Here is a 26,522-nt window from a genome sequence, read left to right on the forward strand (position 1 = left end):
TAAGAGAGGAGACGCCCCAAAAGGTCGCCCCCTTTCGGGATCAGGCGGCGTTCTGGCGCGGCAGGCTCTTCATATCAATGACGAAGCGATAACGCACATCGCTTTTTATCATGCGTTCATAAGCGTCGTTGATCTGATCGATGTCGATCATTTCGATTTCGGCGGCGATGCCTTTTTCGGCGCAGAAATCCAGCATTTCCTGGGTCTCGGGAATGCCGCCGATCATCGAGCCGGCAAAGGTCTTGCGGCCGGGGATGAGGCTGAAGGCCAGCACCGAGAGCGGCTTTTCCGGCGCACCCACCTGTACCAGCGCGCCGTCACGTTTCAGCAGCGCCAGATAGGCGTTGATGTCGTGATCCGCAGCCACGGCATCGATGATGAGATCGAGGCTGGCGGTGGCCTTCTTCATCTGCTCGGCGTCGCGGGAAACGATCACCTCGTGGGCGCCGAGTTTCTTCGCGTCTTCCGCCTTGCCGGGCGAGGTGGTGATCATCACCACGGTTGCGCCCATGGCATTGGCGAGCTTGACGGCCATATGGCCAAGGCCGCCGAGACCGACGACGCCGACGCGCTTGCCGGGCCCGGCATTCCAGTGGCGCAGCGGCGAATAGGTGGTGATACCAGCGCAGAGCAGGGGGGCGGCGGCAGCCGGATCGAGGCCTTCGGGAATGGTGAGGACGTAACGGTCGTCCACCACCACATGGGCGGAGTAACCGCCAAGCGTGTGCGCACCGCCGCCCATCGCCTTGTCGGGCGAATTATAGGTGCCGGTCATGCCGTTTTCGCAATATTGCTCCAGCCCCTCGGCGCAGCTTGCACATTCCCGGCAGCTATCGACGATACAGCCGACGCCGACGCGGTCGCCCGCCTTGAACCGGGTGACCTGCGAACCCACCCGTCCGACGCGGCCGATGATTTCGTGGCCGGGAACGCAGGGATAGAGGGAGCCCGGCCATTCGCTGCGGGCCGTGTGGATATCGGAGTGGCAGACGCCACAGAATTCGATCTCGATTTCGACATCGCGCGGGCCGGGATCGCGACGCTTGATGGTCGCGAGCTTCATCGGCGAAGAGCCGTCATCGCAGGCATAGGCGGACGTTGTGAACATGATCGTTCCTCCTCTTGTGGTGATCGATGCTGGAAACACCGGCCTGCGGCAAAGGTTGCGGTGGGATCAGCCGCTCGCGCCGGTTTCGGGCACTGCTTCGCCAAACACCTCCTCAAAGGCCTCGCGCAGCAGAACGTCGACATCGCCGATCATAACCGGCAATCCAAGATCGACAAGGCTGGTGACGCCATAGGCGCTGATGCCGCAGGGAACGATGCCGGTAAAATGCGAAAGGTCTGGATCGACATTGATCGACAGGCCGTGGAAGCTCACCCATTTACGCAAACGGATGCCGAGTGCGGCGATCTTGTCCTCGGCCATGCCGCCATCGGGAAGCAGCGGCTTTTCCGGCCGCCTGACCCAGACGCCGACGCGGTCCTCGCGCCGCTCGCCACGCACATTCATCTTGTCGAGCGTGCGGATGATGACATCCTCCAGCGCTGCCACATAGGCGCGGACATCCTGCCGGCGGCGTTTCAGGTCGAGCATGACGTAGACGACCCGCTGGCCCGGGCCATGATAGGTGTATTCGCCGCCGCGACCCGTGGCGAAGACGGGAAAACGATCCGGCTCGATAAGGTCGGCGGCATCGGCGCTGGTGCCGGCGGTATAGAGCGGCGGATGTTCCAGAAGCCATACGAGTTCGTCGGCCTCACCGCTGGCAATGGCGGCGACTTCGCGCTCCATGTCCTCAATCGCCTGCTCATAGGGGACGAGACCTTCCGAGATTCGCCAGCGAACGGGCGGCGAACCGGCGGCGGGGAACATATTTGTCTCGATATCGGTGCGTGTGAGCATGAAAAAGTCCTTTCCACAGCCTTCTCGCAAAATGGCGAGACGGCCGCAACCCCAGCATTTCCGGGCTTCCTGCATATAGGATGGTGCAGTGCGATTTTTAATTTCAAAAAACTGTCACGACGCTCTTGTGCACCGAAAATCCTTTTGCTACATGCACCCCCGTCGGCGCAAGTCGACGCCTACCACGATGCGGTCGTGGCGGAATTGGTAGACGCGCAGCGTTGAGGTCGCTGTGGGGCAACCCGTGGAAGTTCGAGTCTTCTCGACCGCACCAAAGAAACCCGCTTCGGCGGGTTTTTTCTTTTTTAGCCAATCGTTTAGCTTGCTCTGTGTTTTCTGTCCCGGCTTCGTTGGACCGTATGGGATGTAGCCTGGGCCACGTCGATCTGCTTTATTCCGCAGCCAGAACGCCACAAATCGAGGGCGGCAAATTATCGACCTGCCGCCGTTCGGATTGCATGGACGAGGTGGATTAGCGTCGGTTGCGCTGCCCGTCACCGACACGGTAGGGGTCACCATCCATGACCTGATCCATTCGCCACTCGTTTCCACGATAGGGACTATGCCACGTCTGGCACCCGGCCAGAAAGACGGTTGCGGTCAGCAATCCGAAAGTGAGGGCGGCTCGTACCATGTTGAACTCCTTCGATATGTCATCACAAGCCATGTAGGCGCAGGCAGGCGATTTTGCGATGCCTCCTTGGAATTTATCGTCCGTTTCGGAACCCCATCTCGATTTGGTCATCAAGAAATTTCGGTGGATATCGATGCACGCTGCAGTAGCCGTTTCGTTCCCCCTACAAAAACGAGGGGTGGAATATTAGAGGTCTGATGTTAGCTTTTGTCAGGAAAATATGTCTGGGGGTTTTCGTGCTGGGGGACAAAACGGATTCAGACAATGCGCTTGGCTATTACATGTGGAGCATTTCCGACAACAGGCTGATCATGGATGCGGTCACTGCGGAATGTCATGGGTTTTCGGAGCCGGTTGCGTCACGCGGGGTGACGATCGAGGCGATTCTCGAAAGAATCGATGTCGAGATGCGCGATCAGGTGGCGCAGGCCATTTTTGAGAGCATCACCACCGGTGTGTTTTTCGACCAGCGTTACAAGGTCAATCTGCCGGATGGGTCGGACCGGTGGATCGTGGCGAAGGGCAGGGCGATTTTTGATGCCGACAATACGCCGTTTCTGGGCATTGGCAGCGTTCGGGATATCACCCTGAAAAAAACCTATCAGTTCGAACCTCGGCAATAGCGAGCGGGCGGGTGAAAACGGCGCATAAAAGAGGCGGCTTTCGCCGCCTTTTTCGTCTGCACTGTGCGGGGACATCAGAAGACGGCAAGATATTTCAGCAGCGAAATAATGCCGATGATGATGACGATCACCTGCGCGATCTGTTTCGCACCGCCGCCGACCGGCAGTCGCGCGATAAGCCACAAGACGAGCACAATCACCAGGAAGGTAATCAGAATGCTGACGAGCGTAGATGTAACCATATGTCCCAGCTCCCTTTTCAATCAATACTCAACGGTCGTTCACCGTTGCGTGAGTAAAAGCGCGAGGCTAATTTTGGTTCCATCGGGTGAAATCGTGGTGTGAGGTCGGGCATGAATCAGTTCAGGGTTAAAAAGCGGCCGACGGGGGCTGTCGTCACGCTTGGCCGTCTCGGGCATCCCGATGTCGTAACCGCCACCGGAGGCGCCCTGACGGTGGTGACGGCGGCCTCGGAGCCGGGTTTCAATCCGCTCGATCTTCTTTATTCGTCGCTGGCGGCCTGCCTCGCGCTTAGCGCCCGGATTGCGGCGAGCCGCATGGGCGTGCTCGACCGGTTCGAAAAGGTTACGGTGCACGTCTCAGGAGAAAAGGCTGAGGAGGAGCCGTCGCGGATCGTTCGTTTCGATGTCCGGATCGAGATAAAGGGGGATTTCGATGAGGCCACGCGCAGCGCCATCGCCCATATGGCGGAAGATATCTGCACCGTCAGCAATACGCTGAAGGGCGATGCGGAATTTGCGCTGTCGATATCAGGCTGACCATCAGGGCTTTCGGGATTTTTCCCATTTTTTCACCAGCCGGTCGCGCTTGAGTTTCGAGAGACGCTTCAGCCAGAAAATGCCGTCCAGCTGGTCGATCTCGTGCTGGATGCAGATGGCGTGAAATCCCTCGGCGGTCTGCCGGTGTTCGCCGCCGGCTATGTCCTGAAATCTCACCTCGATCCCGGAAGGCCGCTCCACCTGTTCGGTAAAGCCCGGCATCGAGACGCTGCCCTCCATATGCCGCATGGTCTGTGCGGATTGGCTGACGATCTCAGGATTGACGTAGGTGAGGATGGTTCCCGGTGTCAGCTCAAGCACGAAGACACGTTGTCTTATGCCGATATGGGCGGCGGTGATGCCGACGCCGGGCGCGGCGCGCATCGTGTCGACCAAGTCGCTCACCAGCTCCTGCAATTGCTCGTCGAAAGCCGTGACCGGTGCGCAGATTTCGGACAGGCCCGGATGAGGGTAGGGCAGGATCGGCCTGATTGCCAAGGAATGCTCCGTTCGTTTCAAATCCGCAGGGACGCCGCCGCAAGGGCCTGTCCTTCTTCGGTTGCCTCCAGAAAGCTGCGCTGGGTGCGGGCATCGCGTTTTGTCACCCGCACGAAACGCGGCGACAGGGCAGTGATTTCGCGCAGAATGAGGGCGTGTGCAAGCCCCAGCCGGTTGGCGATGCTGCGGCTGTCAGCGGCAATGTTCAGATGAACCGAAAGAAGGATAGCCGCGCCCGTGGCGGTCAACGCCCGTGAGGAGCTTTCCTGAACCCGTTCCACCGCCGCCATGAACGCGGCGGTGGATTGCTCCTCTTCCATCAGGAGGCATCCGGGCGCAGGCGAACGGAGACGAGCACCGATTTCGATGTCGGCGTGAAGCTGCCTTCGCCATAGCTCGACAGCGGCACCAGCACGTTCAGTTCCGGATAATAACCGCCGATGCTGCCCTGCGGGATATTGTAGGGCACCAGCCGGAAATTCCGCGCAATGCGCTCCATGCCGTCGCCATATTCGCCGATGACATCGACGCGCTGGCGGGAATGGGCGCCGAGTGCTTCCATGTCTTTCGGGTTCATGAAGATGACGTGACGCTCGCCATAGACGCCGCGATAGCGGTCGTCCATGCCGTAGATCGTGGTGTTGTATTGATCGTGGCTGCGGAAGGTCTGCAATACGAACAGGTCATCGCGCGTGAGCGCCTGCTGGTGTTCGGTCTGCTCGGGCAGCGGGCCGCTATAGAAGGTGGCCTTTTTCGCCGGCGTGTTCCATTCCCGTTCGGCCGCTGCATTGCGCAGATGAAAACCGCGCGGCACGCGGACGCGTTCGTTGAAATTTTCGAAACCGGGAATGACCCGCTCGATCATGTCGCGGATGAGGTCGTAATCATCGGCAAGCGCCTTCCAGTCGACATGCGCATTGCCAAGCGTCGCTTCGGCGATGCCGGCGACGATGGCGATTTCCGAGCGAAGCTCATCGGACGCCGGCGGATTGATGCCGCCGGAACCGTGCACCATGCTCATGGAATCTTCCACCGTAACGATCTGCGACCGGCCGGCCGAATTGCGGTCGATTTCCGTTCGGCCGAGGCAGGGCAGCACGAATGAGGTTTCGCCCGGCACCAGATGCGAATGGTTGAGCTTGGTGGCGATGTTGACGGTCAGCTTCTGCTTTTCGAAAGCTTTCACAATCAGCGGGCTGTCGGGCGTCGCGCGCATGAAATTGCCGCCGAGCGCGATGAAGGTCTCCGCCTCGCCGTCCAGCATGGCGGCGACGGCTTCCACGGTATTGTGGCCGGGCTTGCGCGGCATCGGGACGCCGAGTTCCTTTTCCAGCGCGTCGAGAAGCGCCGGAGGGGCTTTTTCGTCGATACCGACGGTGCGGTCGCCCTGCACGTTGGAATGGCCGCGCACGGGGCAGAGGCCGGCGCCGGGACGACCGATATTGCCGCGCAGCAGCATGAAATTGGTGATTTCGCGAACGATGATGACCGAATGCCTGTGCTGGGTGACACCCATGGCCCAGGTGGCGATGACCGAACCGGCATTCATGTAGATCCGGGCGGCTTCCTCGATCTCCGCGCGGGTGAGGCCGGACTGGTCGAGAATGCTTTCCCAGCTCGTCGCGTCGACGGCGGCGCGGTAGGCCTCGAACTCCGCCGCATGTTCGGCGATAAAGTCGTAATCGATGATGGCGGGTTCGCCCGCCGCCCTTGCGGCATCGTCGGCGGCGAAGACCGCCTTGCTCATGCCGCGCACGGCCGCCATGTCGCCGCCCTGGCGCGGCTGGTAATAATTGGTGGCGATGCGGGTGCTGCTGCCGGTAATCATCTCCACCTTGTCCTGCGGGTCGGCAAAGCGCTCCAGACCCTTTTCGCGGATGGGGTTGAAGACGGCGATGCGGGCGCCGCGAAGGGCGGCGCGGCGCAGGTCGCCCAGCATGCGGGGATGGTTGGTGCCGGGATTTTGCCCGATGACAAAAATGGCGTCCGTCTGCTCGAAATCCTCAAGCAGCACGGTGCCCTTGCCGACGCCGATCGAAGCCTTCAGGCCGACCCCGCTCGCTTCGTGGCACATGTTGGAACAGTCGGGGAAATTATTGGTGCCGTAGAGCCTCACCATCAACTGATAGAGGAAGGCCGCCTCGTTGGAGGCGCGGCCGGAAGTATAGAACTCCGCCCGATCAGGACTGTCGAGGCTCTTGAGGATATGGCCGATTTCGGCGAAGGCATCGTCCCAGGACACGGGCAGATATTTGTCGCTCGCCCGGTCATAACGCATGGGATGGGTGAGGCGGCCCTGTTTCTCCAGATCGTAGTCGGACCAGCCGCGCAGTTCCGAGACGGTGCGGCTGGCGAAGAAATCCGGCGGCACCCGGGCTTCCGTCGCCTCCCATGACACCGCCTTGACGCCGTTTTCGCAAAACTCGAAAGAGGAACCGTGTTCGGGATCACCCCAGGCGCAGCCCGGGCAGTCGAATCCATCCGGCTGGTTGGTCTTCAAAAGCGTGCGGGCGCCGGAAATCGGCGCGCCGGATTCGAGAAGGCGTTTGCCGACGCTTTTGAGTGCGCCCCAGCCGCCTGCGGCGGTCGATGCCTTGCCTATGAAATCCGTCTTGCTCATGGTCCTGATTCCCGGAATCTGTCTTCTCGTGCCCGCCTGTCGGCGTTTGCCATTTATCAAATGCTTATCCAGAAGCGCCGTTCCACGCTGCCTGTCAATGTCTTAATTGTGCATTGCGGCGAAACCTTTGTTCGCCCGTTCGACATTTGAAACGGGAACGGCGTAAAGGGGGTGGGCGTTGTCGCAAAACAAGCCGCAAAGAGTGGCTAAACATGCCTATAGCCGCTGGCCGAGGTGAAGCCTTGCGAACAGGAAGAGGAATGTTGAATGGATTTTTCGCCGCAGTCGGAGAGCTTGTTTATTTGCCGCTATCCGGTTGTTGACAATATACCTTTTAACGCCATTCTGCCTGCGCATCCGTGCACTGCGGCATTTGAATACAAGGGGACGCCAGATGACAGACCGTGACGACGATCCTGTCGCGCCCGAGGACATGAAGCCTGCGGAAGCGCCCTCCGATATTTACGCAGAAGACGGGTCCGTCCGTTCCGATTTTCTGACGATGGTGGGTGCGGCGATCGCTGATCGCGATCTGCTTTTCCTGCGCAAGAATGTGGCGCGGCTGCACGAATCCGAACTCGGCGACCTCCTGGAATCCATCCTGCCGGAACAGCGCCATGCGCTGGTGCGCCTTCTCGGTTCCGACTTCGACATGACGGCGCTGACCGAGGTGGATGAGGGCATCCGCCTCGATATCGTCGACCAGATGTCGAACGAGCAGATTGCCGCCGGTATCGGCGAGCTGGATTCCGACGACGCCGTCTATATTCTCGAGGACCTCGACGACGAGGACCGCGAGGATATTCTCTCGCAATTGCCGTTCACCGAACGTGTGCGGCTGATGCGGGCTCTGGATTATCCGGAAAGTTCGGCCGGCCGCCGTATGCAGACGGAATTCGTCGCCGTGCCGCCGTTCTGGACCGTGGGGCAGACCATCGATTATCTGCGCGAGGAGGAGGAGTTGCCTGACTCCTTCACGCAGATATTCGTCATCGATCCCACGTTCAAGCTGGTCGGTGCGCTCGATCTCGACAAGGTGCTGCGCGCCAAGCGTCAGGTGAAGATCGAAACGATCATGCACGAGACCAACCATTCCATTCCGGCCGAGATGGACCAGGAAGAGGCCGCGCAGCTTTTCGAGCAATACGACCTTCTCTCCGCCGCCGTGGTCGACGACAACGGCCGGCTGGTGGGCGTACTGACCATCGATGACGTCGTCGACGTCATTCAGGAAGAAGCCGAAGAAGATCTGCTGCGCCTTGGCGGTGTCGGTGACGAAGAACTGTCGGACTCAATCGCCAGCACATCGCGCTCACGCGTGCCCTGGCTTGCGGTCAATCTCATCACCGCCTTTCTCTCCGCCTCCGTCATCAGCCTGTTCGATGCGACGATCCAGCAGATCGTCGCGCTGGCGATCCTGATGCCGGCGGTGGCCGGCATGGGCGGCAATGCCGGATCGCAGACCATGACCGTGTCGGTGCGCGCGCTCGCCACCAAAAGTCTCGATATTCACAATGCCGCCCGCATCATCCGGCGTGAGGCGGGCGTGGGTATCCTGAACGGCATGCTGTTCGGCTGCGCCATCGGCATCGTCGCCGGTCTCTGGTTTCAGGATATCCATATTGGCGGTATCATCGCCACGGCCATGTGTCTGAACATGCTGGCGGCGGCGCTGGCGGGCATTCTCATTCCGCTGGTGCTCGACAAGTTCGGAGCGGACCCGGCCGTCTCTTCGGCGGTCTTTGTCACGGCGGTTACCGATATTGTCGGCTTTTTCGCCTTTCTGGGGATCGCGACCTGGTGGTACGGTATTTCCGGATAGGAATTGGGCAAAAATTGACTTTTACGTGAAGGTCAAATAATATCATCCGACTATGAATCGGATAGGCCCTTGGACAAGTATTATAGCATAACCGAACTGACACGCGAATTCGGTGTTTCCACCCGTACCTTGAGATTTTACGAGGACGAGGGGCTGATTCACCCTGAGCGTCGCGGGCGCACACGGCTTTTCAGGGCTGCGGACCGCCGTCTCATTCAGGAAATCCTGCGCGGCCGTCGTATCGGTTTCACGATTTCCGAAATTCGCGAAATCATTCACGTCTACAAGGAACCGCCGGGCGAATCGGGGCAATTGGTGCTTCTGATGAAGAAGGTCGATGAAAAGCGCGCCGAGCTTCGGCAAAAACGCAAGGACATCGAAGAGACGCTGGCGGAACTCGACAATGTCGAAGAAGCCTGTCTGACCCGGCTTGCCGAAATCGGCGTGGGGACTTGAGCTAGCGGCTCGTGCTGCTTGGTTCTTCAGTGATTTAACGTCGAAAACAGGTTAAGCCTTCTATCTTTACCGTATTCCTTTGAGGGACGACCGCTAGGGCGGGGATGGGCCGCGTTGGAGCGAGTAAGTGCCGCTTGTTCCTTCTCCCCGCCGGGGAGAAGATCGCGGCAGCGGATGAGGGGGCTAGCTATCCGAAATACGGTGAGGGTGCCCCCTCATCCGACCCTTCGGGCCACCTTCTCCCCCTCGGGGAGAAGAAACAAGCGGCAAGCCCTGACGTCTCCCTACTGCGCCTCAACCGTGCACTGCTGCGCCACTTCGCTGACTTTCGTCTGCTGATCGGCGCTGAGCTTGCCTTCCATCATCGTGTCGAACAGGTTTTCCGCCTGCAGCTTCTCCAGCGTGCAGCCGCAGAAACGCTGGCACAGTTCCAGCCCGTTCGCCTGCTCGACGCAGCTTTTTTCGCAGCTCGATTTGTAAAGCTCGACCTGATCGACCGGCGGAGGCGGGGCGAGGAGCGACAGGGTGTAAACGAGGCCGATCAGCACCGGCTGGTGGATGAGGTAAAAGGCAAGGCTGTGACGCCCGGCGCTGGCGATGATATTGCGCGGTGAGCTTGGATTGCGAAAGCGGTCGAGCCAGCCGCGCGGCATAACGAATTGCGAGACCGCAAGTCCGGCGAGGAAGGGCGCAAGCCAGGGCAGAAGCGGCACATAATCGTTCGAGCGGGGCGGCAGGGTGGAAAACCCGATCCAGGCCAGCCATTTTGGGTTGAACAGTTCGGATTGGATATATTGCGGCAGGATGAAAGCGATCACCGCAAAAAGCAGCGTCACGGGTGCGGGCGCCCGCAGGAACAGCAGCCCGACAAGGCTTGCAGCGGCGATATTGTGCAATATGCCGAAGAAGATGAAACTATCAGGAAAGGCGAAATAGGTGGCGACGGTGATGAGCAGGGCAGACCCCGCCACCATCGCAAAACGCTTGCCGAAAGACGGCCAGTTCAGACCCTTGCCATGGGCCAGAAACAGGCTGAAGCCGGCGAGAAACAGGAACGAGCTGGCGATGCCGCGCGCATAGAGCTTCCAGAGACCCGTGGTTGCCGTGCCGGGTTCGAGATAGCCGAAATATTCCAGATTCCATGTGAAATGGTAGGACGCCATGGCGAGGAGGGCGATCCCTCTGAGCGTATCCAGCCCGCCGATGCGGCCTTTGCGGCGGTTTTCGTTTGCGGCTGCGTCTGTGTCCATGTTTTCCGCTTTTTCAGCTTTTCGAGGGGCCGACATTCACTTGGATATGCTTGAAATGACGTGTGGGCTTGGCCCTTTAAGTGCGGCTATTTCAAGGCCGGTTTTCTTCCATGATGGCGCGGCGGGCCTCTGAAAAGAACTGGCGGCGCAACAGCGCCACGATGATGATGACCGTGCTGGCGATGAAGACATAGGGGCTGATGAACCAGCCGAGATAACCGATGGACAGGAAGATCGTCCGCAGGCCGTCATTGAAGTTCTTAGCAGCGATGATGTTCATCTTTATGACGTTTTCGGCCGCGCGCTCCGCCGCTTCGCGATCCGCACCGACATCGTGGACCATGGGGATGGCGCCGAACAGGATGGTGCAATAGTTGAACAGGCGATAGGACCAGCCGAATTTGAAGAAGGAATAACCGAACAGGCAGGTCAACCCGATGACCTTCAGTTCGAAGGCGGTGCGCCCGGCATAATGCACGAAGGGCATGTCGCGAAACACCGATTCGACCTGTTCGGTGGCGCCCAGAAGGGCGAAACAGCCGCCGATGGCGAAGATGGAAGTGGAGGCGAAAAAGGCCGTGCCGTTCTGCAGGCCGGCCATGATCTGCGTATCGATCATCTTCAAATCGCGCTTCAGCGAATTCATGATCCAGTCGCGACGACGCTCGGCCATGGCCTGATTGAGGCTGGCGCGCGAAAACAGCCGCGATCCCGTCGTGACGTGCGTATAGACAGCCCATAGCAAGATGAAAACGACGATCGAGATATAGTCCATGACGGTCATCACGGGCGGGCCACCTTGCTGTTTGCGAATCTTGGAAAGCATATTGATTTGAAGGCCATGGCAAGGCAATGGCGGCGGCTGCCGTCAGCCGATATTCTCCTTTGGCGTTGCGCTTTCATCATTCTGTTTTTCGCTAACTTTCCGGTAACCAAGTCGCTTTATCAATCCTGTCGCGGACGAAAGGTCTGCCGGTTCCGGGTTCAGGTTTTGCGTACCGGTTCCGCCTGATTTTTCGCCGACGGCAACGGCCGATTGACAGAATGGCCGTTCGCACCTAGCCTTTCATCAGGACCGGTGTTTCCGGTATCCGGAGTTGCCAAGGCTGATATGTCCCGCATCCTGCAGGCAGGTTTTGTCTCTCCGGCCCGGTATCAACGGCAGTCCGGCATGAGCAACCGGGGGACGCCTTTTTCTACGAATCGTTCCCTTCATGTCCGCCTGTCCCTGGCTTGCGACATCGCAAAGATGCCGGTCCGCTTCATTCTCCTCTTTCAGGTTTCCGATGACAGATAAAAACCGCTCCGTTTTCATTCTTGGCGGCGCGCGCTCCGGCAAGTCGCGTTTTGCGGAGGAGCTTGCGGGAAAGGCGGGCGGACGCCTGCATTATCTCGCAACGGGCCGGGCGTGGGATGACGAGATGCGGGACCGTATCAGCCATCATCAGGAACGACGCGGCGGGGAGTGGACGACCCATGAAGCGCCGGTCGATATTGCTGCCGTGCTGCAGCGGCTCGACAGCCCTGACAATGTCATCCTCATCGACTGCCTGACATTGTGGCTCACCAATCTGGTGATGGAGAATGCCGATATGGAGGCGGCCTTCGCGGAACTGGAATCGGCAATCGCGTCGACGCATGCAAAGCTGATCCTCGTCTCCAACGAGGTCGGCCTGGGCATCGTGCCGGAAAACCGCATGGCGCGCGAATTCCGCGATCACGCCGGCCGCCTGCATCAGCGCATCGCGGCCATTGCCGGCGAGGTCTATTTTGTCGCCGCCGGGCTGCCGCTGAAGATGAAGGGATGAAACGGGAACCGGCTTGCTGACCGAGCCTGCAACCTCCACGGGGGCCGTTCGGTCTATTGTCCGCTAAGGCCTGAAATTGTCGGTCATTTCCGATGGTGGTTCCTCGGGCGGTTGTGAACCTGACTTTGGTTTTCCGGGCGAAGTGCCGCTCATCGTCGCGAATTCTATCCCGTTTTTCTCAAAGGCATCCTTCAGCATCGAATAGGCTTTTCGGCGGATGATCGATTGTTGGCCGTTTGGTTTCACCATCATGCCGAAGCCGAGCGTCATGCCGTATTCTCCGAACTGTTCGACACCCTTGAGCTTGACCGTCTCGATGAGCATCGGCCCGAATTCCGGGTCATCCTTCAGTGCCTTGCCGATCTCGCGAGTAATCGATTTCACTTTTGCAAGGTCGGTGTCGAAGGCAACGGTCACGAGAAACTTGTCGATCGACCAGTCGCGGCTCATGTTTTCGACCGCGCCGAGCGATCCGAAGGGCACGGTATAGATCGGTCCGCGATGGTGGCGCAGTTTCACCGAGCGAATGCTGAAGGATTCCACGGTTCCCTTGTATGAACCGCTCTGAATATATTCACCCACCCGGAAAGCGTCGTCTATCATGTAGAACACGCCGCTGATGATGTCCTTCACCAGCGTCTGCGAACCGAAACCGATGGCGATCCCGAAAATCCCAGCGGAGGCGAGCAGGGGGCCTATGTTGACCCCAAGTTCGGACAGAACCGTCATGACGCTGACAGCGCCGATCAGGATTCCCAGCATGTTGCGCAGGATCGGCAGGATTGTCTGCAATCTGTCGTCCGAGGCGGGCACGCCATGCTCGTTCGTCGCCGGTGCATTCATCTCCAGCCGCCGCGCAATCACGGTCTTGATCGCCACCCAGAAGATATCCGCAAAGAGCAGGACCAGAATACCATGCAAGAGGCCTGTAAACATCGCGCTCACGGTCGATCCGCCCGGAAGCGCCCCCGGATGGTTCCTGATGAGGAACAGGAGCCATATGACGGCGGCGCCCAGCACCAGCAGCCGGACACTGCGTTGCGCCAGAACCGGGTGGAAATCCGTCTCGGAATAACCGCCCATTGCTGTCGCGGTTTTTCGCGCCGCTATTCCCAGCGTGCCGACGGCACCGGGAAGAACCAGCGCAAAAAATCCCAGCCAGAAAAATACGCCGGCACCCGCGATCCAGACGGCGAACAGGATGAACAGGTAAAAGGTGAAGGCCACATCCAGCGACCGCCGGCGCTCGGTATTCGCGTCCGCCTGCGGCTGACGCCAGATAAAATAGACGCCAAGGGCAAAGAGTGCCGCGATCATCGCATAGGAGATCAGCTTGACCGCGGCAGCCGTCACCCCGAGGCTGACAAGCATGCGCAGCAAGGCCCAGCACACCATCACCACGGCCAGAAGATCGAAAGAGCGCGTGAGCCAGAATTGGCGGCGTGAATTCGGGCCGTCATTGATGACACGTTTCAGCAGGTCGATGACCGCTTTAACGAGCGGAAGGCCGATGCTGACCGCAAGCCAGGGCAGCAGAACCGCGCTCAAAAGCGGCGGCCATGGGATGGTGAAGAACATGATCGTTGCCGAAAGGCCATATCCCACCACTGGCAGCAGGCGTCTCGAGGCGGTCGCCAGGGCAAATTCGGCGACATTGCCGGGCAGGGCACGCGCGGTGCGGGCGGCGGTTATCCGGTAGGTCGCGATCCCGGCCGCGATGCCCACTCCGAAAAGCAGCGCGACATGGGCGAGGAAACGCAGCGCGCCATAGGTCTCGATTTCATTGGCGAGCGTTGCGCCCGCCTTCGACAATTCACCTGATATTGCCGGGGCATCAGCGGCGAGCCGTGCCAGATGTTCACGCCGCTTGCTTGCCCATTGGTCGAGCACGCTCATGTTGCCGTCATCAGGTGCGGCCACGTCAGACGTATCGGACAGCCGTTGCGTCAGCAGGCTGCGCACATCGTCCTGCCCCATGAGGTTGAGGAGCTCATCGACTTTCTGTTCCGTGGTCTGATTTGCTGGATTTGCAGGCGTCGAAGTCTGGGCGAAAACGGCGGAGCAAGAAAACAGGCACAAGGCCAGCCAGAGAGCCGGCAGGCGGGCGTAGAGCCTCAAAGGGCGGGATAAACCATTCATTCCTCAACCCCACACCAGCCCGGAAGATGCCGGGCCTCCCGTGATTTCGCCAGTTTCATCGCTTCGGCCAGCGCTTCGTCAAAGGCGTTGCTGAGGAGATCACGATCGATTCGACGTCTCAGAAAATCGGCCCAGCCGAATTCGGAGAAGGGAATAACGACCTTCGCATAACCGCCAGCCATGCGCAGGGCTCCGGCAAGCGATCTGAAGGGATCATCCTCGAGATCGTGTATGCTTTTCGGGATGTCGCCGGTTTGCCGCCGCAGACCCTGGACATCGAAAGGATAGATCATGTTGCGATGGTCCATCACTGACCAGAACTCATCCTTGCCGAGGTGGGAAAACTTGGCGACCACGCTTGTCAGCACATGTTCCACGCCCTCCTTCGAGAGAGCGAGAACGAGGTGATGGTGGTCGATGAGATAAATCCTGTCCTTGGGACCGGCCACGACCGGAACGATGTGGCTCCCCAGGAACCCGTCTCCGTCTTTTTTCCTGGTTTCGCGCCACTCCTTTCTTTTCAGCTCGACCTCGCGGAAGCCGACGGCGATCTGCGTCGGTCGTAGCTTGTCGATGGCGATACGAGACAGACGGGGCTCATAAATGTGTGTCATTTTTCCTCCTTGAGGCCGTCCATCGCGGCAACGGCATCGTCAACGCTGTAGTTTGCCCGACGCAAAAGATCGTCTCCGCCACCGGCGGCGACAACGTCACGCACCGCATCGTGCATTCGGGCGTAGCGAATTCCGATGTTACGCCCGCGCAGGCTGGCGTCGAATTCCAGCAGCGCCTCAAGGGCCGTCGTATCGAGTTCAAATGTCTCTTCGAGGCTGATGATGACAGCGTTTGTGTCAGGGCTCGCGAGTATGCGGCGGGTGATCTCCGCGAATGTCGGCTCGGCATTTCCGAAGAAAAGCGGTTGCGCCGGGCGCAGGACGAGCATGCCGGCCGGCTCCGCGGCATCCGGATGTCGCTTCACATCCACGAAGTCGTGGCTCGCGCCGAGGCGGCCGAGCATCACGATGCGCGGGGAGGAAAGTCTTTGCAGGAACACGGCGAAAGACAGCACGATCGCCGCCAGCATTCCGTTCAACACGCCGAGGAAAAGCACGCCGGCGGTTGCCGCCAGGGCAAGCACGAGGTCCTGTCTCAGCCGCCACAGCCGGAAAAACGGAGATGGATCCAGCGCATGAAGCAAGGCCACGATGATAATGGCGGAAAGGGCGGCATGCGGGATATAGGCAAACCAGTCGGCCGCCGCAAAAGTGAAGCCGGCGAGCCCGATTGCCGCGATTGCCGAGGCCATTCTCGTGCGCGGATTGGCTGCTTCGCTCGCGGCACCGGCGGAAAATCCGGCCCCGACAGGCATTCCCTGCAATGCAGCACTCGCGACATTCGCGATACCGAGCGTTTTCAGTTCACGATTGGCATCCACATTTTCCCCGTGGCGCAATGACAGGCCGCGTATCGTTCCCCAGGATTCGGCAAACAGGATCAGCACCAGAGGCGGGGCGAAACGCGCCACATGCGCCAGTTCGTCTAGGGAGATTGCAGTGAAATTCCCCCAGATACCGGACAGATCGATTGTGCCGACAACATCGACACCGCGTTGCTTAAGATCGAACAGCACCGAGATGGGGATTGCGAGGGCAATGATGATGAGGCTTCCCGGAAGCTGTGGATACCGTCTTGCGAAAAGCAGAACGGCAAGGGCGGCGATGCCGATCGACAGGCTGAAACCGTTCCATTGGCCTGGGTGGGTCAATATCTGCCAGATCGCCTCGAATGTGCCGGCTCCCGCTTCCGGCATGCCGAAGATCGCGGGGAACTGTTTGAGCGAAATGAGAATCGCCAGTCCGAATGCGAAGCCGCGCAGCACGGGCCTTGAAATGACGCTCGAGAGGGCGCCCAACCGCAACGTGCCGGCGGCAAGGAACAGGAGCCCCACAAGAAACACCGCGACGGCGACCAGCAGCATTTTCTGCCCGGGCTGCGGCGCGAGCGCGGCCAGCATGGCCGCAAGGATCGCGGCGGATGACGAGGTGGGCGAGATGATGGCGAAACGGCTCTGGCCAAGAAGGGCATAAACAAGACAGCCTGCCATGGCGGCGTATAATGCGTGCTGGGGCGGAACACCGGCTATGCCGGAATAAGCGATCGCCTCCGGTAACATCAGCCCGGCGACGGAAAGCCCCGCGAGAATATCCCGCCCATTGTTACCCATGCCGCACCGTGATCCTCACCAGAGTTCTCGCGCCAAACACGACAATATCAGGATTAGCGCGAAGTCTCGATGGAAATCCAGTGGCTTGGCAGCGCGGATCGATGAGTTCCGGGGCGGCTGAAAGCCGTCGTGCCAGAAGCAGGTCATTTTTGTTCTTCCGCAATTCCTTTCACGAAGCCGCACCCTGTTTTGCCGGGGCTGCGACAGCTTTGCTTTCTTGATCTGGATCAAGGTGGCGTTGCCCTGCCGGTGGCAATGCTCCAACCGACGCAAAGGCGCGTTTCCGCTCTCCCAGGCGCACAACCTGCCTTTCGTCGGTCGGCTTGCACGTTGGGGGAAACCAACAATGAATTACACGTTAGAAACCGCGATCGTGGCCCTTGGGGCCTTTCTCGCGTTGCTTGGGGCAGCCTTTGCCCATGACAGTCTTTTCGCCGCCCATATGTGGGTGCTGTTCTTTACACTGCTGGTCAGCACGGTGCTTCTGTTGCGCCGTGTCTCCTTCGCGCCTGTCGATCCGGCCGCGCTCGCCCGCCGCAAGTCGGAATATTTCGACGAGGTGGTGAAATACGGCGTCATCGCCACCGTGTTCTGGGGTGTCGTCGGTTTTCTGGTCGGGGTCGTGGTGGCGCTTCAGCTTGCCTTTCCCGATCTCAACATCGCACCTTATTTCAATTTCGGCCGCATGCGGCCGCTGCACACCTCGGCGGTGATCTTCGCTTTCGGCGGAAATGCGCTGATCGCCACGTCCTTTTACGTGGTGCAGAGAACCTGTCGCGCGCGCCTGTTCGGCGGCAATCTCGGCTGGTTCGTGTTCTGGGGTTATAACCTCTTCATCATCATGGCCGCCACCGGTTACCTGCTCGGCATCACCCAGGGCCGCGAATATGCGGAGCCGGAATGGTATGTCGATATCTGGCTGACCATCGTCTGGGTCGCCTATCTCGTGACCTTCCTCGGCACGATCTTCATGCGCAAGGAGCCGCATATCTATGTGGCGAACTGGTTCTATCTCGGCTTCATCGTCACCATCGCCATGTTGCACATCGTCAATAATCTGGCGGTGCCCGTGTCGTTCCTGGGCGTCAAGAGCTATTCGGCGTTCTCCGGCGTGCAGGATGCGCTGACGCAATGGTGGTACGGCCATAACGCCGTCGGCTTCTTCCTGACGGCCGGCTTCCTCGGCATGATGTATTACTTCATTCCGAAGCAGGTGAATCGCCCGGTCTATTCCTACCGCCTGTCGATCATCCACTTCTGGGCGCTGATCTTCATGTATATCTGGGCTGGTCCGCATCACCTGCACTATACCGCGCTGCCCGACTGGGCGCAGACGCTCGGCATGGTGTTCTCGGTCATGCTGTGGATGCCCTCGTGGGGCGGCATGATCAACGGCCTGATGACACTTTCGGGCGCATGGGACAAGATCCGCACCGATCCCGTCGTGCGCATGATGGTGATGGCGGTGGCCTTCTACGGCATGGCGACTTTTGAAGGTCCGATGATGTCGATCAAGGCCGTCAACTCGCTCAGCCACTATACCGACTGGACCATCGGCCACGTTCATTCCGGCGCGCTTGGCTGGAACGGCATGATCACCTTCGGCGCGATCTATTACCTGACGCCGAAACTCTGGGGCAGGGACCGTCTCTACAGCCTGCAACTGGTCAACTGGCACTTCTGGCTCGCCACGCTCGGCATCGTCGTTTACGCCGCCGTCATGTGGGTGGCCGGTATCCAGCAGGCTCTGATGTGGCGCGAATATGATGCCCAAGGCTTCCTCGTCTATTCCTTCGCGGAATCGGTCGCAGCTTTGTTCCCCTATTACGTGATGCGTGCACTGGGCGGCCTGATGTTCCTCAGCGGCGCGCTGATCATGGCCTACAACGTCACGATGACCATCCTCGGTCATCAACGCGAGGAGGGCGCCCGCAAGGACGCGGCTCCTTCGCTGCAGCCTGCTGAATAAGGAGAGGCCGATGTCCATACTTGACAAACACGGCGTCATCGAACGCAACGCCACGCTGCTTCTGGTCGGCTCGCTGCTGGTCGTCTCCATCGGCGGTATCGTGGAAATCGCACCGCTCTTTTATCTCGAAAACACCATCGAGAAGGTGGAGGGCATGCGGCCCTACACGCCGCTGGAACTGGCCGGGCGCAACATCTACATCCGCGAGGGATGTTACGTCTGCCACAGCCAGATGATCCGGCCGTTCCGCGACGAGGTGGAGCGTTACGGGCATTACAGCCTGGCGGCGGAATCCATGTATGACCATCCGTTCCAGTGGGGTTCCAAGCGCACGGGGCCGGACCTCGCGCGCGTCGGTGATCGTTATTCGAACGAATGGCACGTGCAGCATCTGGCCGATCCGCGCTCCGTGGTGCCGGAATCGATCATGCCGTCTTACGCGTTCCTCAAGACGACGCCGCTGAAGATCACCGACATCTCGATGGAGCTGAAGGCCAACCGCGCCGTTGGTGTGCCCTATAACGATGAGATGATCGAGAAGTCCGCGGCCGATCTGGCCGCCCAGGCCGATCCGAATGCGGATTCGTCGGAACTTCTGGCGCGTTACCCGAAGGCGAAGGTCGGCGATTTCGACGGCGATCCGGCCAAGCTTACCGAAATGGATGCTCTGGTCGCCTATCTGCAGATGCTCGGCACGCTGGTCGATTTCTCGACCTACGACGATGCCGCCGGATACCGGTGAGGAGGTGAAACGATGGAAACCTATACGGCCATGCGCCACTTCGCCGACAGCTGGGGCCTGCTTGCCATGACCCTGTTCTTCGCCGGCGTCGTCGTTTTTACCCTTCGCCCCGGCTCCAGACAAGCCGCGGACGATGCCGCCAGCATTCCGCTCAAGGAGGACTAGGATATGTCCGAAAAACACATTGATGACATCAGCGGCGTCGAAACCACCGGCCATGAATGGGACGGCATCCGCGAGCTGAACAATCCCATGCCGCGCTGGTGGGTCTGGACCTTTTATTTCACGATCCTCTGGGCCATCGGTTATACCATCGCCTATCCGGCTTACCCGCTGATATCAGGCGCAACAAAAGGCTTGCTCGGCTGGAGCAGCCGCGGCGAAATCGCCGCCGAAATTGCCGATGCGAAACAGGCGCAGAGCGTCTATGTCGACAGAATCGCCAATTCCTCGCTTGCCGAAATTCAGGCGGACCCGACCCTGATGCAGTTTGCGCTTTCAGGCGGTGCTGCCGCTTTCAAGGTCAATTGCATTCAGTGTCACGGTTCGGGCGCGGAAGGCGGGCAGGGTTATCCCAACCTCAATGACGATGACTGGATGTGGGGCGGCAGCGCCGACGATATTTACACGACGGTGAAGCACGGCATTCGTTTTGCCGATGATCCTGATACGCGCGTTTCGGAAATGCCGGCTTTCGGCGACATCCTCCAGTCGAACGAAATCCGCGAGGTCGCGGCCTATGTCGTCAGCCTTACCGGCACGCCTTCCAACCCGGCGCTGGTGGAACCCGGCAAGCAGCTCTTTGCCGATAATTGCGCCTCGTGCCACGGCGAAGACGCCAAGGGTAATCGTGAATTCGGCGCACCCAATCTGGCCGACGCGATCTGGCTGAAGTCGCATGGGGAGGAAGGCATCGTCTCACAGATCCGTTCGCCCAAGCACGGCGTCATGCCCGCCTGGGGTGAGCGTCTCGGTGACACGACCGTCAAGCAGCTGGCGATCTTCGTGCATTCGCTTGGTGGGGGCGAATGAGGCAAGTAGAATGTAAAAAAGGGCGCCGGTGAGGCGCCCTTTTTATTACTCAGATCAGGCGTTTTCCGACCGTCCATCCGGATATTCGGCCGGTCCCTTCAACTCGATCTTGTTGCCGAAGGGATCACGGAAATAGAACGAATGTCCCATTCCTCTCGCGCCGCCGTGAAAGGCTTCCTGTTCTATCGTGACGTTAAATTTCGCCAGATGGGCGCGAAGCGCATCATGGTTCAGGGGACCGGTCGCTATGCAGATGTGATCGACATTACGACCTCCGGAGACCGGCGGAGCGGCCTTTGTGCCACCGGGGTGCGTGACATCCCACAGCACGATCAAGGCATTGCCGCACCAGACTTGTTCCATCCCGAGAGCAGGGTAAGAGTAACCATCCCTGCACCCCAGCACGTTCCTGTAAAAATCGAGCGCCCGCGTCATGTCGTCGACGATTAAGACGATATGATCGATACCGACCAACGAAAAAGGTGGCGTTGTCAAAATCATGGCTGGCTCCTGCCGATCAGTCTTTCGACCAGACGGCCAGTTCGTATCCATCCGGATCGGTGAAATGGAAACGCCGGCCGCCGGGAAAGGCGAAGATCGCGACGCTGATCTGGCCGCCGGCGGCTTCGACACGCCGCTGCACATCCTCGATATCGGCGGCGTAGAGAATGACGAGCGGTCCGCCCCTGGCCGAAACCGGCGCGGTGGTGGTGAAGCCGCCCGTCAGGCGGCCTTCGGAAAACTCGCAATATTGCGGACCGTAATCCTTGAAGGTCCAGCCGAATGCGCCGCCGTAAAATTCCTTGCTGCGTTCGATGTCGGCGACGTTGAATTCGACATAGTCGATGCGCCGGTCATTGGCACTTTCTGTCATCATTTACTCCATCAATCCGCTTCAAGCAGCGATTTCAGCGTTTCGAGATCGGCCGTGATCGCGCTCGCATCCTGCTCGAAATCCTCGTCCGTCATGCCGTCAAGCCGAAGCAGCGTGAAGCTCACTTCCGCGCCGCTGCCATTCGGCGTTACCCGAAGCGCGTTATAGACCTTCAGGCCGTCCGGCAATGTGACGACATGATCTATGACGCCGAATTCGTTGGCGGGCGCGAAATTCACACGCACCTCCCCAAGCGGCCCGCCATCGGCGATCCAGTCGTTGCCATCCGGCTTCAGCCCGCCGCCCAGACCTGCCGCCCAGCGCGGCATGTTCTGCGGGTCGGAGGCGAAACCATAGACCTGTGCCCACGGCTTTTCGACTGACAGGTGAATGATTCTCGACTGCATGACAGGCATCTCGTCCTCCCTCTGCGGCGCGGTCCCTCCCTGCGCCACTTTGTCGTCACTTGATGTAAGTCAAGGATGTTTCCCCGCTGAGATGGGAGAAAGCAAGGAGATAAAAATGGACTCCTATCATGAACATCTATCGCGCCGGACAGGATCGTCCGCAGCAGCCCGTCGAAAGGCTGGAGGCGGAAGCCGTCAATTCCGCAAAAACGCGCAAACCGCTTTACGAAGCGCGCAAGAAGATTTTTCCGAAGCGCGCCGAAGGCAGGTTCCGGCGGTTCAAATGGCTGGTGATGCTGGTCACGCTCGGCATCTATTATCTGACGCCTTTCCTGCGCTGGGACCGCGGTCCCTATGCGCCCGATCAGGCGGTATTGATCGATATCGCCAACCGGCGCTTTTATTTCTTCTTCATCGAAATCTGGCCGCAGGAGTTCTTTTTTGTTGCCGGCCTGCTGGTCATGGCGGGGCTGGGGCTGTTTCTCGTCACATCAGCCGTCGGGCGCGCATGGTGCGGTTACACCTGTCCGCAGACCGTCTGGGTCGACCTGTTTCTGGTGGTCGAACGGGCGATCGAGGGCGACAGGAACGCCCGCATGAAACTGGATGCGGCGCCCTTCACATTTGGCAAATTGCGCAAGCGGGTGCTGAAACATGCGATCTGGCTGGTGATCGGCGTTCTGACCGGCGGCGCCTGGATTTTCTATTTCGCCGATGCGCCTACGCTGGCGATGCAGTTCATGACCGGGCAGGCGCCGATGATCGCCTACTCGACCGTCGCCACGCTGACCGCCACCACCTATGTCTTCGGCGGGCTGATGCGGGAACAGGTGTGCACCTACATGTGTCCCTGGCCGCGCATCCAGGCGGCGATGCTGGATGAGAATTCGCTTGTCGTCACCTATAATGACTGGCGCGGTGAACCGCGCTCGCGGCACGCCAAGAAGGCTGCGGCAGCTGGGGAGAGCATCGGCGATTGTGTCGATTGCAATGCCTGCGTCGCGGTCTGTCCCATGGGCATCGACATCAGGGACGGGCAGCAACTGGAATGCATCACCTGCGCCCTCTGCATCGATGCCTGTGACGGGGTGATGGACAAGATCGGCAAGCCGCGCGGGCTTATCGCCTATGCGACGCTGTCCGAATATCAGTCCAACATGGCGCTGGCGACCGGCAATGGCGAATACGCCATCCGCCCCGCCAATGTGCGTGAGGAGGACGGCAGCTTCAGCAAGCGCGTCCGCCACTTCAACTGGCGCATCATCTTCCGGCCGCGCACGCTGCTTTATACCGCCATCTGGGCTGCCGTTGGCATCGGCATGCTGTTTGCGCTGGTGACGCGCGAGCGGCTGGCGCTCAATGTCCTGCATGACCGCAATCCGCAATATGTGCTGGAATCGAACGGTTCGATCCGTAACGGCTATACCGTGCGCATTCTCAACATGGTGCCGCAACCGCGCATAATGAGCCTGACGATAGAAGGCCTTCCGAATGCGGTGATGAAGATAAATGGCATGCCGGATACAGCTGCGCGCGCCTTCGAGGTGACGGTGGAGCCGGATGAGGCGACGACGCTGAAGGTCTTCGTCACCCTGCCGGGCAAGGATATTGCGCGGACGGCGGAAAACTTCGAATTCATCGTCAGCGATACGGCCGGCCACGAAACGGCCCGCTACGATGCTGTCTTTAATGCTCCGGGAGTGAAAAAATGACAGTCAACAATCGCCAGACATCCGGCTTCGTTTTCACCGGCTGGCACATGCTCGGCGTCATGGTGCTGTTCTTCGGCACCATCATCACCGTCAACATGATCATGGCCTGGAATGCGGTCCACAGCTGGAGCGGGCTCGTTGTGCCCAACACCTATGTTGCCAGCCAGCAGTTCAATGCCAAGGCGGAAGCCGCCAAGGCACGGGCTGCAACCGGCATCAAGGGCAGGCTCGTGGTGGATGAGAAGACCGTGCGTTACGAGGTTTTCCATCCGGATAAAGGCCCGATCGATACGGACACGGTGACGGCGCATTTTCGCCGGCCTGTGGGTGAAAGCCAGAATTTCGACATGGAACTGACCCCGGCCACCACCGGCGTCTTTACCGGCGCACATGACATGCTGCCGGGGCAATGGATCGTCGAGGTTACCGCCGTCAAGGACGGCCGGATCATCGTGCATGAGGGCACGCGGATCGCCGTTATCAGGGGACGCCAATGAGCTGCTGTGCACCGGGAACGGAAGGCTCGCTTCAACTCGGCGAGCCGGTCAATCCACCATCGTCGGAGGAATTGCTGCTGGCGAGCCGCGATCTGGGGCAGGGGTTGCGTCAGACCGATCTCAGCGTGCCGGATGTTTATTGCGGCGCCTGCATCACAACCATCGAGACTGCGCTTAACCGTTTGCCACAGGTGGAACGGGCCCGGGTGAACCTGTCGTCCAAACGTGTGGCGGTCGTCTGGAAGGAAGAGGTCAATGGCGTCAGGACCGATCCCGCCGAGATTGCCCGTGCAATTCTGTCGACGGGATACCGCACTCATCTTTTCGCCAGCGGGCAGGATGCTTCCGACGCGTTGCGCTCGCAGCTGATCAGGGCGGTGGCGCTGTGCGGTTTTGCTTCAGCCAATATCATGCTTCTGTCCGTCTCCGTCTGGTCGGGGGCGGATGCGGCGACGCGCGACATGTTCCACTGGATTTCGGCGATGATTGCCGCGCCGGCGCTGATCTATGGCGGGCGTTTCTTCTATCAATCTGCCTGGAATGCGCTGAAACACGGCCGCACCAACATGGATGTGCCGATCGCGCTTGCCATCACGCTCTCTTATGCCGTTTCGCTGTGGGAGACTATTCATCACGGTGAGCATGCCTGGTTCGATGCGACCGTATCGCTGCTGTTTTTCCTGCTGATCGGCCGCACGCTGGACCATGTCATGCGCGACAAGGCGCGCTCGGCCATTGCAGGATTGGCCCGGCTTTCGCCGCGCGGGGCGACCGTCATCGGTGAGGATGGGACGCGGGAATATCGCCAGCTTGCCGATGTTCAACCCGGAATGTCGATTGCGATTGCGGCAGGTGATCGTGTGGCGGTGGATGCCGTGGTCGTCTCTGGCAGCAGCGATCTCGACATGTCCATCGTCAATGGTGAAAGCGCGCCGCGCCGCGTTGCGGCAGGCGACAGCCTGCAGGCCGGTACGCTCAACCTCACCGGTTCGCTCACCGCCCGGGTGACCGCCTCGGCAAGGGATTCCTTCCTGTCGGAAGTGATCGGGTTGATGGAGGCGGCCGAAGGCGGGCGGGCGCGTTACCGCCGTATCGCCGACCGCGCCGCAAGCTATTATTCGCCCGTGGTGCATCTTCTTGCGCTGGTTACATTCCTCGGCTGGGGCATTTTCGGCGGGGACTGGAAACAGGCGATGCTGATTGCCATTGCGGTTCTCATCATCACCTGCCCCTGTGCGCTCGGCCTTGCCGTTCCCGTCGTGCAGGTGGTGGCCGCTGGAAGGCTCTTTCGGCACGGCATCATGGTCAAGGAAGGCTCGGCCATGGAGCGGCTGGCCGAAATCGACACCGTGCTGTTCGACAAGACCGGCACCCTCACCGTTGGTAAACCGAGACTGGTCGAGACAGGTGATGTGAAGCCGGCCACCATGGCAATTGCGGCGGGACTTGCCGCCCATTCGCGTCATCCTCTCTCGAAAGCCCTGCATGCCGCTTATATCGGTGCCTTGCCGGCCTATGAGGTGGTGCGGGAAATTCCGGGCTCGGGCGTCGAGGCCGAGACGGAAGCCGGCATCTACCGGCTCGGTAATCGCCGTTTCGCCTGCCCGAATGAGGCACGGACCGACAATGGCGACGCGCGGTCGGAAGTTGTGCTGTCGCTCGATGGCTATCAACTGGCAAGCTTCGGTTTCGAGGATAATCCGCGCGCGGGTGCTGTTGCGGCTTTGCGTAGCCTGTCTGCGCGGGGCCTTGTGCAGGAAATCGTTTCGGGTGACCGGGCCGCCGCCGTCAGCGCCATCGCGCAGCGACTGGGGATCGGCAACTGGCGTGCGGACCTGTCGCCGAAGGACAAGGCGGCGCGCTGCGCCGAACTTGCCAGTGAGGGTCGCAGGGTGCTGATGGTGGGAGACGGTATCAACGATGCGCCGGCGCTTGCCGCCGCCCATGTTTCCATGGCGCCCGCCACCGCCGCCGATATTGGCCGTCAGGCCGCCGATTTCGTGTTCATGCAGGAGGATCTCGATGCCGTGCCTTTTGCGATCGAGACATCGCAGCGGGCCGGAAGGCTTATCCGGCAGAACTTCGCGCTTGCCATCGGCTATAATATCATCGCCGTGCCGATTGCGATTGCCGGTTATGCGACGCCGATGATCGCGGCCATTGCGATGTCGACATCTTCACTGATCGTCGTTGCCAATGCGTTGCGCCTCGCCGGTGCGGCGGAAACCATCCGTCCCCGGAACGACGTAAATACAGGATTTGCGGGCGAGGGGGTGCTGCTGGCATGAACATGCTGATCTATCTCATTCCCGTCGCGCTGTTTCTGGGCGCGCTCGGGCTTTTCGCCTTCCTCTGGTCTGTGCGATCGGGGCAGTATGACGATATGGACGGGGCCGCCTGGCGGGTAATCGATGATGGTGACGACCGGCCAAGGCCCTCTTGAAGGGGAAGCGAAAGGTCAGTTTTGAACTGGCCTTGACCTGTCGCAAATATGCAAAGCTGACTTGCGTCATCAAAATTTAATCGTTTC

At 59.9% G+C, this 26,522-nt stretch carries 28 protein-coding genes and 1 tRNA gene; 14 read left to right on the forward strand and 15 right to left on the reverse strand.

Annotated elements, in window-relative coordinates; translation table 11 throughout:
* Positions 1 to 40: 40 nt before the first annotated feature.
* Together AC5YUO_RS00115 and lipB are read right to left on the reverse strand one after the other, a co-directional pair.
* On the reverse strand, positions 41 to 1,108 hold the full coding sequence (locus tag AC5YUO_RS00115; protein WP_496153836.1) for an NAD(P)-dependent alcohol dehydrogenase: 1,068 nt from the start codon (positions 1,106 to 1,108) through the stop codon (positions 41 to 43).
* 66 nt (positions 1,109 to 1,174) lie between these two features.
* Complete coding sequence (gene lipB / locus AC5YUO_RS00120; RefSeq protein ID WP_496153837.1) at positions 1,175 to 1,906, reverse strand: lipoyl(octanoyl) transferase LipB; 732 nt, start codon at positions 1,904 to 1,906, stop codon at positions 1,175 to 1,177.
* A gap of 189 nt (positions 1,907 to 2,095) precedes the next feature.
* Between lipB and AC5YUO_RS00125 the strand changes: the two genes are divergently transcribed.
* Positions 2,096 to 2,180 (forward strand) — tRNA-Leu (locus tag AC5YUO_RS00125).
* Between the two features lie 198 nt (positions 2,181 to 2,378).
* Here AC5YUO_RS00125 and AC5YUO_RS00130 read toward each other — a convergent pair.
* The gene (locus tag AC5YUO_RS00130; protein WP_078053104.1) at positions 2,379 to 2,540 is read right to left on the reverse strand and encodes a hypothetical protein; all 162 of its coding nucleotides are present in this window, start codon (positions 2,538 to 2,540) and stop codon (positions 2,379 to 2,381) included.
* A gap of 197 nt (positions 2,541 to 2,737) precedes the next feature.
* On the opposite strand from AC5YUO_RS00130, the gene AC5YUO_RS00135 reads away from it, so the two are divergent.
* The gene (locus AC5YUO_RS00135) at positions 2,738 to 3,163 is read left to right on the forward strand and encodes a PAS domain-containing protein (RefSeq protein ID WP_496153838.1); all 426 of its coding nucleotides are present in this window, start codon (positions 2,738 to 2,740) and stop codon (positions 3,161 to 3,163) included.
* A 74-nt stretch (positions 3,164 to 3,237) separates the two neighbouring features.
* Here the strand turns inward: AC5YUO_RS00135 and AC5YUO_RS00140 are convergent, their stop codons facing one another.
* Positions 3,238 to 3,405 carry a Thivi_2564 family membrane protein gene (locus AC5YUO_RS00140; RefSeq protein WP_003502827.1) on the reverse strand — a complete coding sequence of 56 codons (168 nt, stop codon included), beginning with the start codon at positions 3,403 to 3,405 and terminating at the stop codon, positions 3,238 to 3,240.
* 111 nt (positions 3,406 to 3,516) lie between these two features.
* Between AC5YUO_RS00140 and AC5YUO_RS00145 the strand changes: the two genes are divergently transcribed.
* A complete protein-coding gene (locus AC5YUO_RS00145) occupies positions 3,517 to 3,942 on the forward strand; it encodes an OsmC family protein (RefSeq protein ID WP_496153839.1) in 426 nt (141 codons plus the stop codon).
* A 3-nt stretch (positions 3,943 to 3,945) separates the two neighbouring features.
* On the opposite strand, the gene AC5YUO_RS00150 is transcribed toward AC5YUO_RS00145, so the two are convergent.
* From AC5YUO_RS00150 to AC5YUO_RS00160, 3 genes are read right to left on the reverse strand one after another with little or no spacing between them, the layout of a single operon-like run.
* Entirely contained in the window at positions 3,946 to 4,440 is a 495-nt protein-coding gene (locus tag AC5YUO_RS00150) for a peptide deformylase (protein WP_496153840.1), read from the reverse strand.
* Positions 4,441 to 4,457: 17 nt separating this feature from the next.
* Positions 4,458 to 4,760: a hypothetical protein gene (locus AC5YUO_RS00155; protein ID WP_496153841.1), complete on the reverse strand. Its 303-nt coding sequence runs from the start codon at positions 4,758 to 4,760 to the stop codon at positions 4,458 to 4,460.
* Positions 4,760 to 7,060 (reverse strand): FdhF/YdeP family oxidoreductase, encoded by a 2,301-nt coding sequence (locus AC5YUO_RS00160; RefSeq protein ID WP_496153842.1) that lies wholly within the window; start codon positions 7,058 to 7,060, stop codon positions 4,760 to 4,762. The genes AC5YUO_RS00155 and AC5YUO_RS00160 overlap by 1 nt, the downstream gene beginning before the upstream one ends.
* Positions 7,061 to 7,454: 394 nt before the next feature.
* Here AC5YUO_RS00160 and mgtE point away from each other — a divergent pair, with 394 nt between their 5' ends.
* Complete coding sequence (gene mgtE / locus AC5YUO_RS00165) at positions 7,455 to 8,882, forward strand: magnesium transporter (RefSeq protein ID WP_496153843.1); 1,428 nt, start codon at positions 7,455 to 7,457, stop codon at positions 8,880 to 8,882.
* A gap of 69 nt (positions 8,883 to 8,951) precedes the next feature.
* Complete coding sequence (locus AC5YUO_RS00170; protein WP_003524989.1) at positions 8,952 to 9,338, forward strand: MerR family transcriptional regulator; 387 nt, start codon at positions 8,952 to 8,954, stop codon at positions 9,336 to 9,338.
* Positions 9,339 to 9,622: 284 nt separating this feature from the next.
* Here AC5YUO_RS00170 and AC5YUO_RS00175 read toward each other — a convergent pair whose 3' ends face one another.
* Both AC5YUO_RS00175 and AC5YUO_RS00180 read right to left on the reverse strand, forming a co-directional pair.
* Positions 9,623 to 10,588, reverse strand: coding sequence for a heparan-alpha-glucosaminide N-acetyltransferase (locus AC5YUO_RS00175; RefSeq protein ID WP_496153844.1), 966 nt, complete (start codon positions 10,586 to 10,588; stop codon positions 9,623 to 9,625).
* 91 nt (positions 10,589 to 10,679) lie between these two features.
* Positions 10,680 to 11,372, reverse strand: a complete 693-nt coding sequence (locus tag AC5YUO_RS00180) for a DUF599 domain-containing protein (protein ID WP_400818640.1) — start codon at positions 11,370 to 11,372, stop codon at positions 10,680 to 10,682.
* Between the two features lie 502 nt (positions 11,373 to 11,874).
* On the opposite strand from AC5YUO_RS00180, the gene cobU reads away from it, so the two are divergent.
* The gene (gene cobU / locus AC5YUO_RS00185) at positions 11,875 to 12,396 is read left to right on the forward strand and encodes a bifunctional adenosylcobinamide kinase/adenosylcobinamide-phosphate guanylyltransferase (RefSeq protein WP_496153845.1); all 522 of its coding nucleotides are present in this window, start codon (positions 11,875 to 11,877) and stop codon (positions 12,394 to 12,396) included.
* Positions 12,397 to 12,459: 63 nt separating this feature from the next.
* Here cobU and AC5YUO_RS00190 read toward each other — a convergent pair whose 3' ends face one another.
* The 3 genes from AC5YUO_RS00190 to AC5YUO_RS00200 are packed head-to-tail and all read right to left on the reverse strand — an operon-like array spanning position 12,460 to position 16,759.
* Positions 12,460 to 14,535, reverse strand: a complete 2,076-nt coding sequence (locus tag AC5YUO_RS00190; RefSeq protein WP_496153846.1) for a mechanosensitive ion channel family protein — start codon at positions 14,533 to 14,535, stop codon at positions 12,460 to 12,462.
* On the reverse strand, positions 14,532 to 15,149 hold the full coding sequence (locus AC5YUO_RS00195; RefSeq protein WP_496153847.1) for a ParB-like protein: 618 nt from the start codon (positions 15,147 to 15,149) through the stop codon (positions 14,532 to 14,534). Before AC5YUO_RS00195 ends, AC5YUO_RS00190 begins: the two co-directional genes overlap by 4 nt.
* Positions 15,146 to 16,759 carry a SulP family inorganic anion transporter gene (locus tag AC5YUO_RS00200; RefSeq protein ID WP_496153848.1) on the reverse strand — a complete coding sequence of 538 codons (1,614 nt, stop codon included), beginning with the start codon at positions 16,757 to 16,759 and terminating at the stop codon, positions 15,146 to 15,148. Before AC5YUO_RS00200 ends, AC5YUO_RS00195 begins: the two co-directional genes overlap by 4 nt.
* A gap of 346 nt (positions 16,760 to 17,105) precedes the next feature.
* On the opposite strand from AC5YUO_RS00200, the gene ccoN reads away from it, so the two are divergent.
* The 4 genes from ccoN to ccoP are packed head-to-tail and all read left to right on the forward strand — an operon-like array spanning position 17,106 to position 20,502.
* Positions 17,106 to 18,728 carry a cytochrome-c oxidase, cbb3-type subunit I gene (ccoN, locus tag AC5YUO_RS00205; protein WP_065115625.1) on the forward strand — a complete coding sequence of 541 codons (1,623 nt, stop codon included), beginning with the start codon at positions 17,106 to 17,108 and terminating at the stop codon, positions 18,726 to 18,728.
* Positions 18,729 to 18,738: 10 nt separating this feature from the next.
* Entirely contained in the window at positions 18,739 to 19,470 is a 732-nt protein-coding gene (gene ccoO / locus AC5YUO_RS00210; RefSeq protein WP_496153849.1) for a cytochrome-c oxidase, cbb3-type subunit II, read from the forward strand.
* A 12-nt stretch (positions 19,471 to 19,482) separates the two neighbouring features.
* Complete coding sequence (locus AC5YUO_RS00215) at positions 19,483 to 19,635, forward strand: CcoQ/FixQ family Cbb3-type cytochrome c oxidase assembly chaperone (protein WP_003525003.1); 153 nt, start codon at positions 19,483 to 19,485, stop codon at positions 19,633 to 19,635.
* 3 nt (positions 19,636 to 19,638) lie between these two features.
* Complete coding sequence (ccoP, locus tag AC5YUO_RS00220; RefSeq protein ID WP_496153850.1) at positions 19,639 to 20,502, forward strand: cytochrome-c oxidase, cbb3-type subunit III; 864 nt, start codon at positions 19,639 to 19,641, stop codon at positions 20,500 to 20,502.
* A 54-nt stretch (positions 20,503 to 20,556) separates the two neighbouring features.
* Here ccoP and AC5YUO_RS00225 read toward each other — a convergent pair whose 3' ends face one another.
* The 3 genes from AC5YUO_RS00225 to AC5YUO_RS00235 are packed head-to-tail and all read right to left on the reverse strand — an operon-like array spanning position 20,557 to position 21,792.
* Complete coding sequence (locus AC5YUO_RS00225) at positions 20,557 to 21,003, reverse strand: VOC family protein (protein WP_496153851.1); 447 nt, start codon at positions 21,001 to 21,003, stop codon at positions 20,557 to 20,559.
* Positions 21,004 to 21,019: 16 nt separating this feature from the next.
* On the reverse strand, positions 21,020 to 21,376 hold the full coding sequence (locus AC5YUO_RS00230) for a VOC family protein (protein WP_496154876.1): 357 nt from the start codon (positions 21,374 to 21,376) through the stop codon (positions 21,020 to 21,022).
* Positions 21,377 to 21,387: 11 nt separating this feature from the next.
* Complete coding sequence (locus tag AC5YUO_RS00235) at positions 21,388 to 21,792, reverse strand: SRPBCC family protein (RefSeq protein ID WP_271361251.1); 405 nt, start codon at positions 21,790 to 21,792, stop codon at positions 21,388 to 21,390.
* A 119-nt stretch (positions 21,793 to 21,911) separates the two neighbouring features.
* Here AC5YUO_RS00235 and ccoG point away from each other — a divergent pair, with 119 nt between their 5' ends.
* Genes ccoG through ccoS form a run of 4 tightly spaced genes read left to right on the forward strand, consistent with a single transcriptional unit; the run spans position 21,912 to position 26,435 of the window.
* Positions 21,912 to 23,495, forward strand: a complete 1,584-nt coding sequence (gene ccoG, locus AC5YUO_RS00240; protein ID WP_137003543.1) for a cytochrome c oxidase accessory protein CcoG — start codon at positions 21,912 to 21,914, stop codon at positions 23,493 to 23,495.
* Positions 23,492 to 23,992: a FixH family protein gene (locus tag AC5YUO_RS00245; protein WP_065115620.1), complete on the forward strand. Its 501-nt coding sequence runs from the start codon at positions 23,492 to 23,494 to the stop codon at positions 23,990 to 23,992. The genes ccoG and AC5YUO_RS00245 overlap by 4 nt, the downstream gene beginning before the upstream one ends.
* On the forward strand, positions 23,989 to 26,280 hold the full coding sequence (locus AC5YUO_RS00250; protein WP_496153852.1) for a cation-translocating P-type ATPase: 2,292 nt from the start codon (positions 23,989 to 23,991) through the stop codon (positions 26,278 to 26,280). Before AC5YUO_RS00245 ends, AC5YUO_RS00250 begins: the two co-directional genes overlap by 4 nt.
* The gene (gene ccoS, locus AC5YUO_RS00255; RefSeq protein WP_035223387.1) at positions 26,277 to 26,435 is read left to right on the forward strand and encodes a cbb3-type cytochrome oxidase assembly protein CcoS; all 159 of its coding nucleotides are present in this window, start codon (positions 26,277 to 26,279) and stop codon (positions 26,433 to 26,435) included. Before AC5YUO_RS00250 ends, ccoS begins: the two co-directional genes overlap by 4 nt.
* The last annotated feature ends 87 nt before the right edge of the window (positions 26,436 to 26,522 follow it).

The sequence above is a fragment of the Agrobacterium sp. LEGMi-208b genome (assembly GCF_059511785.1).

What these genes read in the sequence shown, in the direction of transcription:
- AC5YUO_RS00115 (WP_496153836.1), bottom strand. Translation starts at nt 1,108, where the DNA reads ATGTTCACAACGTCCGCCTATGCCTGCGATGACGGCTCTTCGCCGATG.
- lipB (WP_496153837.1), bottom strand. Translation starts at nt 1,906, where the DNA reads ATGCTCACACGCACCGATATCGAGACAAATATGTTCCCCGCCGCCGGT.
- AC5YUO_RS00130 (WP_078053104.1), bottom strand. Translation starts at nt 2,540, where the DNA reads ATGGTACGAGCCGCCCTCACTTTCGGATTGCTGACCGCAACCGTCTTT.
- AC5YUO_RS00135 (WP_496153838.1), top strand. Translation starts at nt 2,738, where the DNA reads ATGTTAGCTTTTGTCAGGAAAATATGTCTGGGGGTTTTCGTGCTGGGG.
- AC5YUO_RS00140 (WP_003502827.1), bottom strand. Translation starts at nt 3,405, where the DNA reads ATGGTTACATCTACGCTCGTCAGCATTCTGATTACCTTCCTGGTGATT.
- AC5YUO_RS00145 (WP_496153839.1), top strand. Translation starts at nt 3,517, where the DNA reads ATGAATCAGTTCAGGGTTAAAAAGCGGCCGACGGGGGCTGTCGTCACG.
- AC5YUO_RS00155 (WP_496153841.1), bottom strand. Translation starts at nt 4,760, where the DNA reads ATGGAAGAGGAGCAATCCACCGCCGCGTTCATGGCGGCGGTGGAACGG.
- AC5YUO_RS00160 (WP_496153842.1), bottom strand. Translation starts at nt 7,060, where the DNA reads ATGAGCAAGACGGATTTCATAGGCAAGGCATCGACCGCCGCAGGCGGC.
- mgtE (WP_496153843.1), top strand. Translation starts at nt 7,455, where the DNA reads ATGACAGACCGTGACGACGATCCTGTCGCGCCCGAGGACATGAAGCCT.
- AC5YUO_RS00175 (WP_496153844.1), bottom strand. Translation starts at nt 10,588, where the DNA reads ATGGACACAGACGCAGCCGCAAACGAAAACCGCCGCAAAGGCCGCATC.
- AC5YUO_RS00180 (WP_400818640.1), bottom strand. Translation starts at nt 11,372, where the DNA reads ATGACCGTCATGGACTATATCTCGATCGTCGTTTTCATCTTGCTATGG.
- cobU (WP_496153845.1), top strand. Translation starts at nt 11,875, where the DNA reads ATGACAGATAAAAACCGCTCCGTTTTCATTCTTGGCGGCGCGCGCTCC.
- AC5YUO_RS00190 (WP_496153846.1), bottom strand. Translation starts at nt 14,535, where the DNA reads ATGAATGGTTTATCCCGCCCTTTGAGGCTCTACGCCCGCCTGCCGGCT.
- AC5YUO_RS00195 (WP_496153847.1), bottom strand. Translation starts at nt 15,149, where the DNA reads ATGACACACATTTATGAGCCCCGTCTGTCTCGTATCGCCATCGACAAG.
- AC5YUO_RS00200 (WP_496153848.1), bottom strand. Translation starts at nt 16,759, where the DNA reads ATGGGTAACAATGGGCGGGATATTCTCGCGGGGCTTTCCGTCGCCGGG.
- ccoN (WP_065115625.1), top strand. Translation starts at nt 17,106, where the DNA reads ATGAATTACACGTTAGAAACCGCGATCGTGGCCCTTGGGGCCTTTCTC.
- ccoO (WP_496153849.1), top strand. Translation starts at nt 18,739, where the DNA reads ATGTCCATACTTGACAAACACGGCGTCATCGAACGCAACGCCACGCTG.
- AC5YUO_RS00215 (WP_003525003.1), top strand. Translation starts at nt 19,483, where the DNA reads ATGGAAACCTATACGGCCATGCGCCACTTCGCCGACAGCTGGGGCCTG.
- ccoP (WP_496153850.1), top strand. Translation starts at nt 19,639, where the DNA reads ATGTCCGAAAAACACATTGATGACATCAGCGGCGTCGAAACCACCGGC.
- AC5YUO_RS00225 (WP_496153851.1), bottom strand. Translation starts at nt 21,003, where the DNA reads ATGATTTTGACAACGCCACCTTTTTCGTTGGTCGGTATCGATCATATC.
- AC5YUO_RS00230 (WP_496154876.1), bottom strand. Translation starts at nt 21,376, where the DNA reads ATGACAGAAAGTGCCAATGACCGGCGCATCGACTATGTCGAATTCAAC.
- AC5YUO_RS00235 (WP_271361251.1), bottom strand. Translation starts at nt 21,792, where the DNA reads ATGCCTGTCATGCAGTCGAGAATCATTCACCTGTCAGTCGAAAAGCCG.
- ccoG (WP_137003543.1), top strand. Translation starts at nt 21,912, where the DNA reads ATGAACATCTATCGCGCCGGACAGGATCGTCCGCAGCAGCCCGTCGAA.
- AC5YUO_RS00245 (WP_065115620.1), top strand. Translation starts at nt 23,492, where the DNA reads ATGACAGTCAACAATCGCCAGACATCCGGCTTCGTTTTCACCGGCTGG.
- AC5YUO_RS00250 (WP_496153852.1), top strand. Translation starts at nt 23,989, where the DNA reads ATGAGCTGCTGTGCACCGGGAACGGAAGGCTCGCTTCAACTCGGCGAG.
- ccoS (WP_035223387.1), top strand. Translation starts at nt 26,277, where the DNA reads ATGAACATGCTGATCTATCTCATTCCCGTCGCGCTGTTTCTGGGCGCG.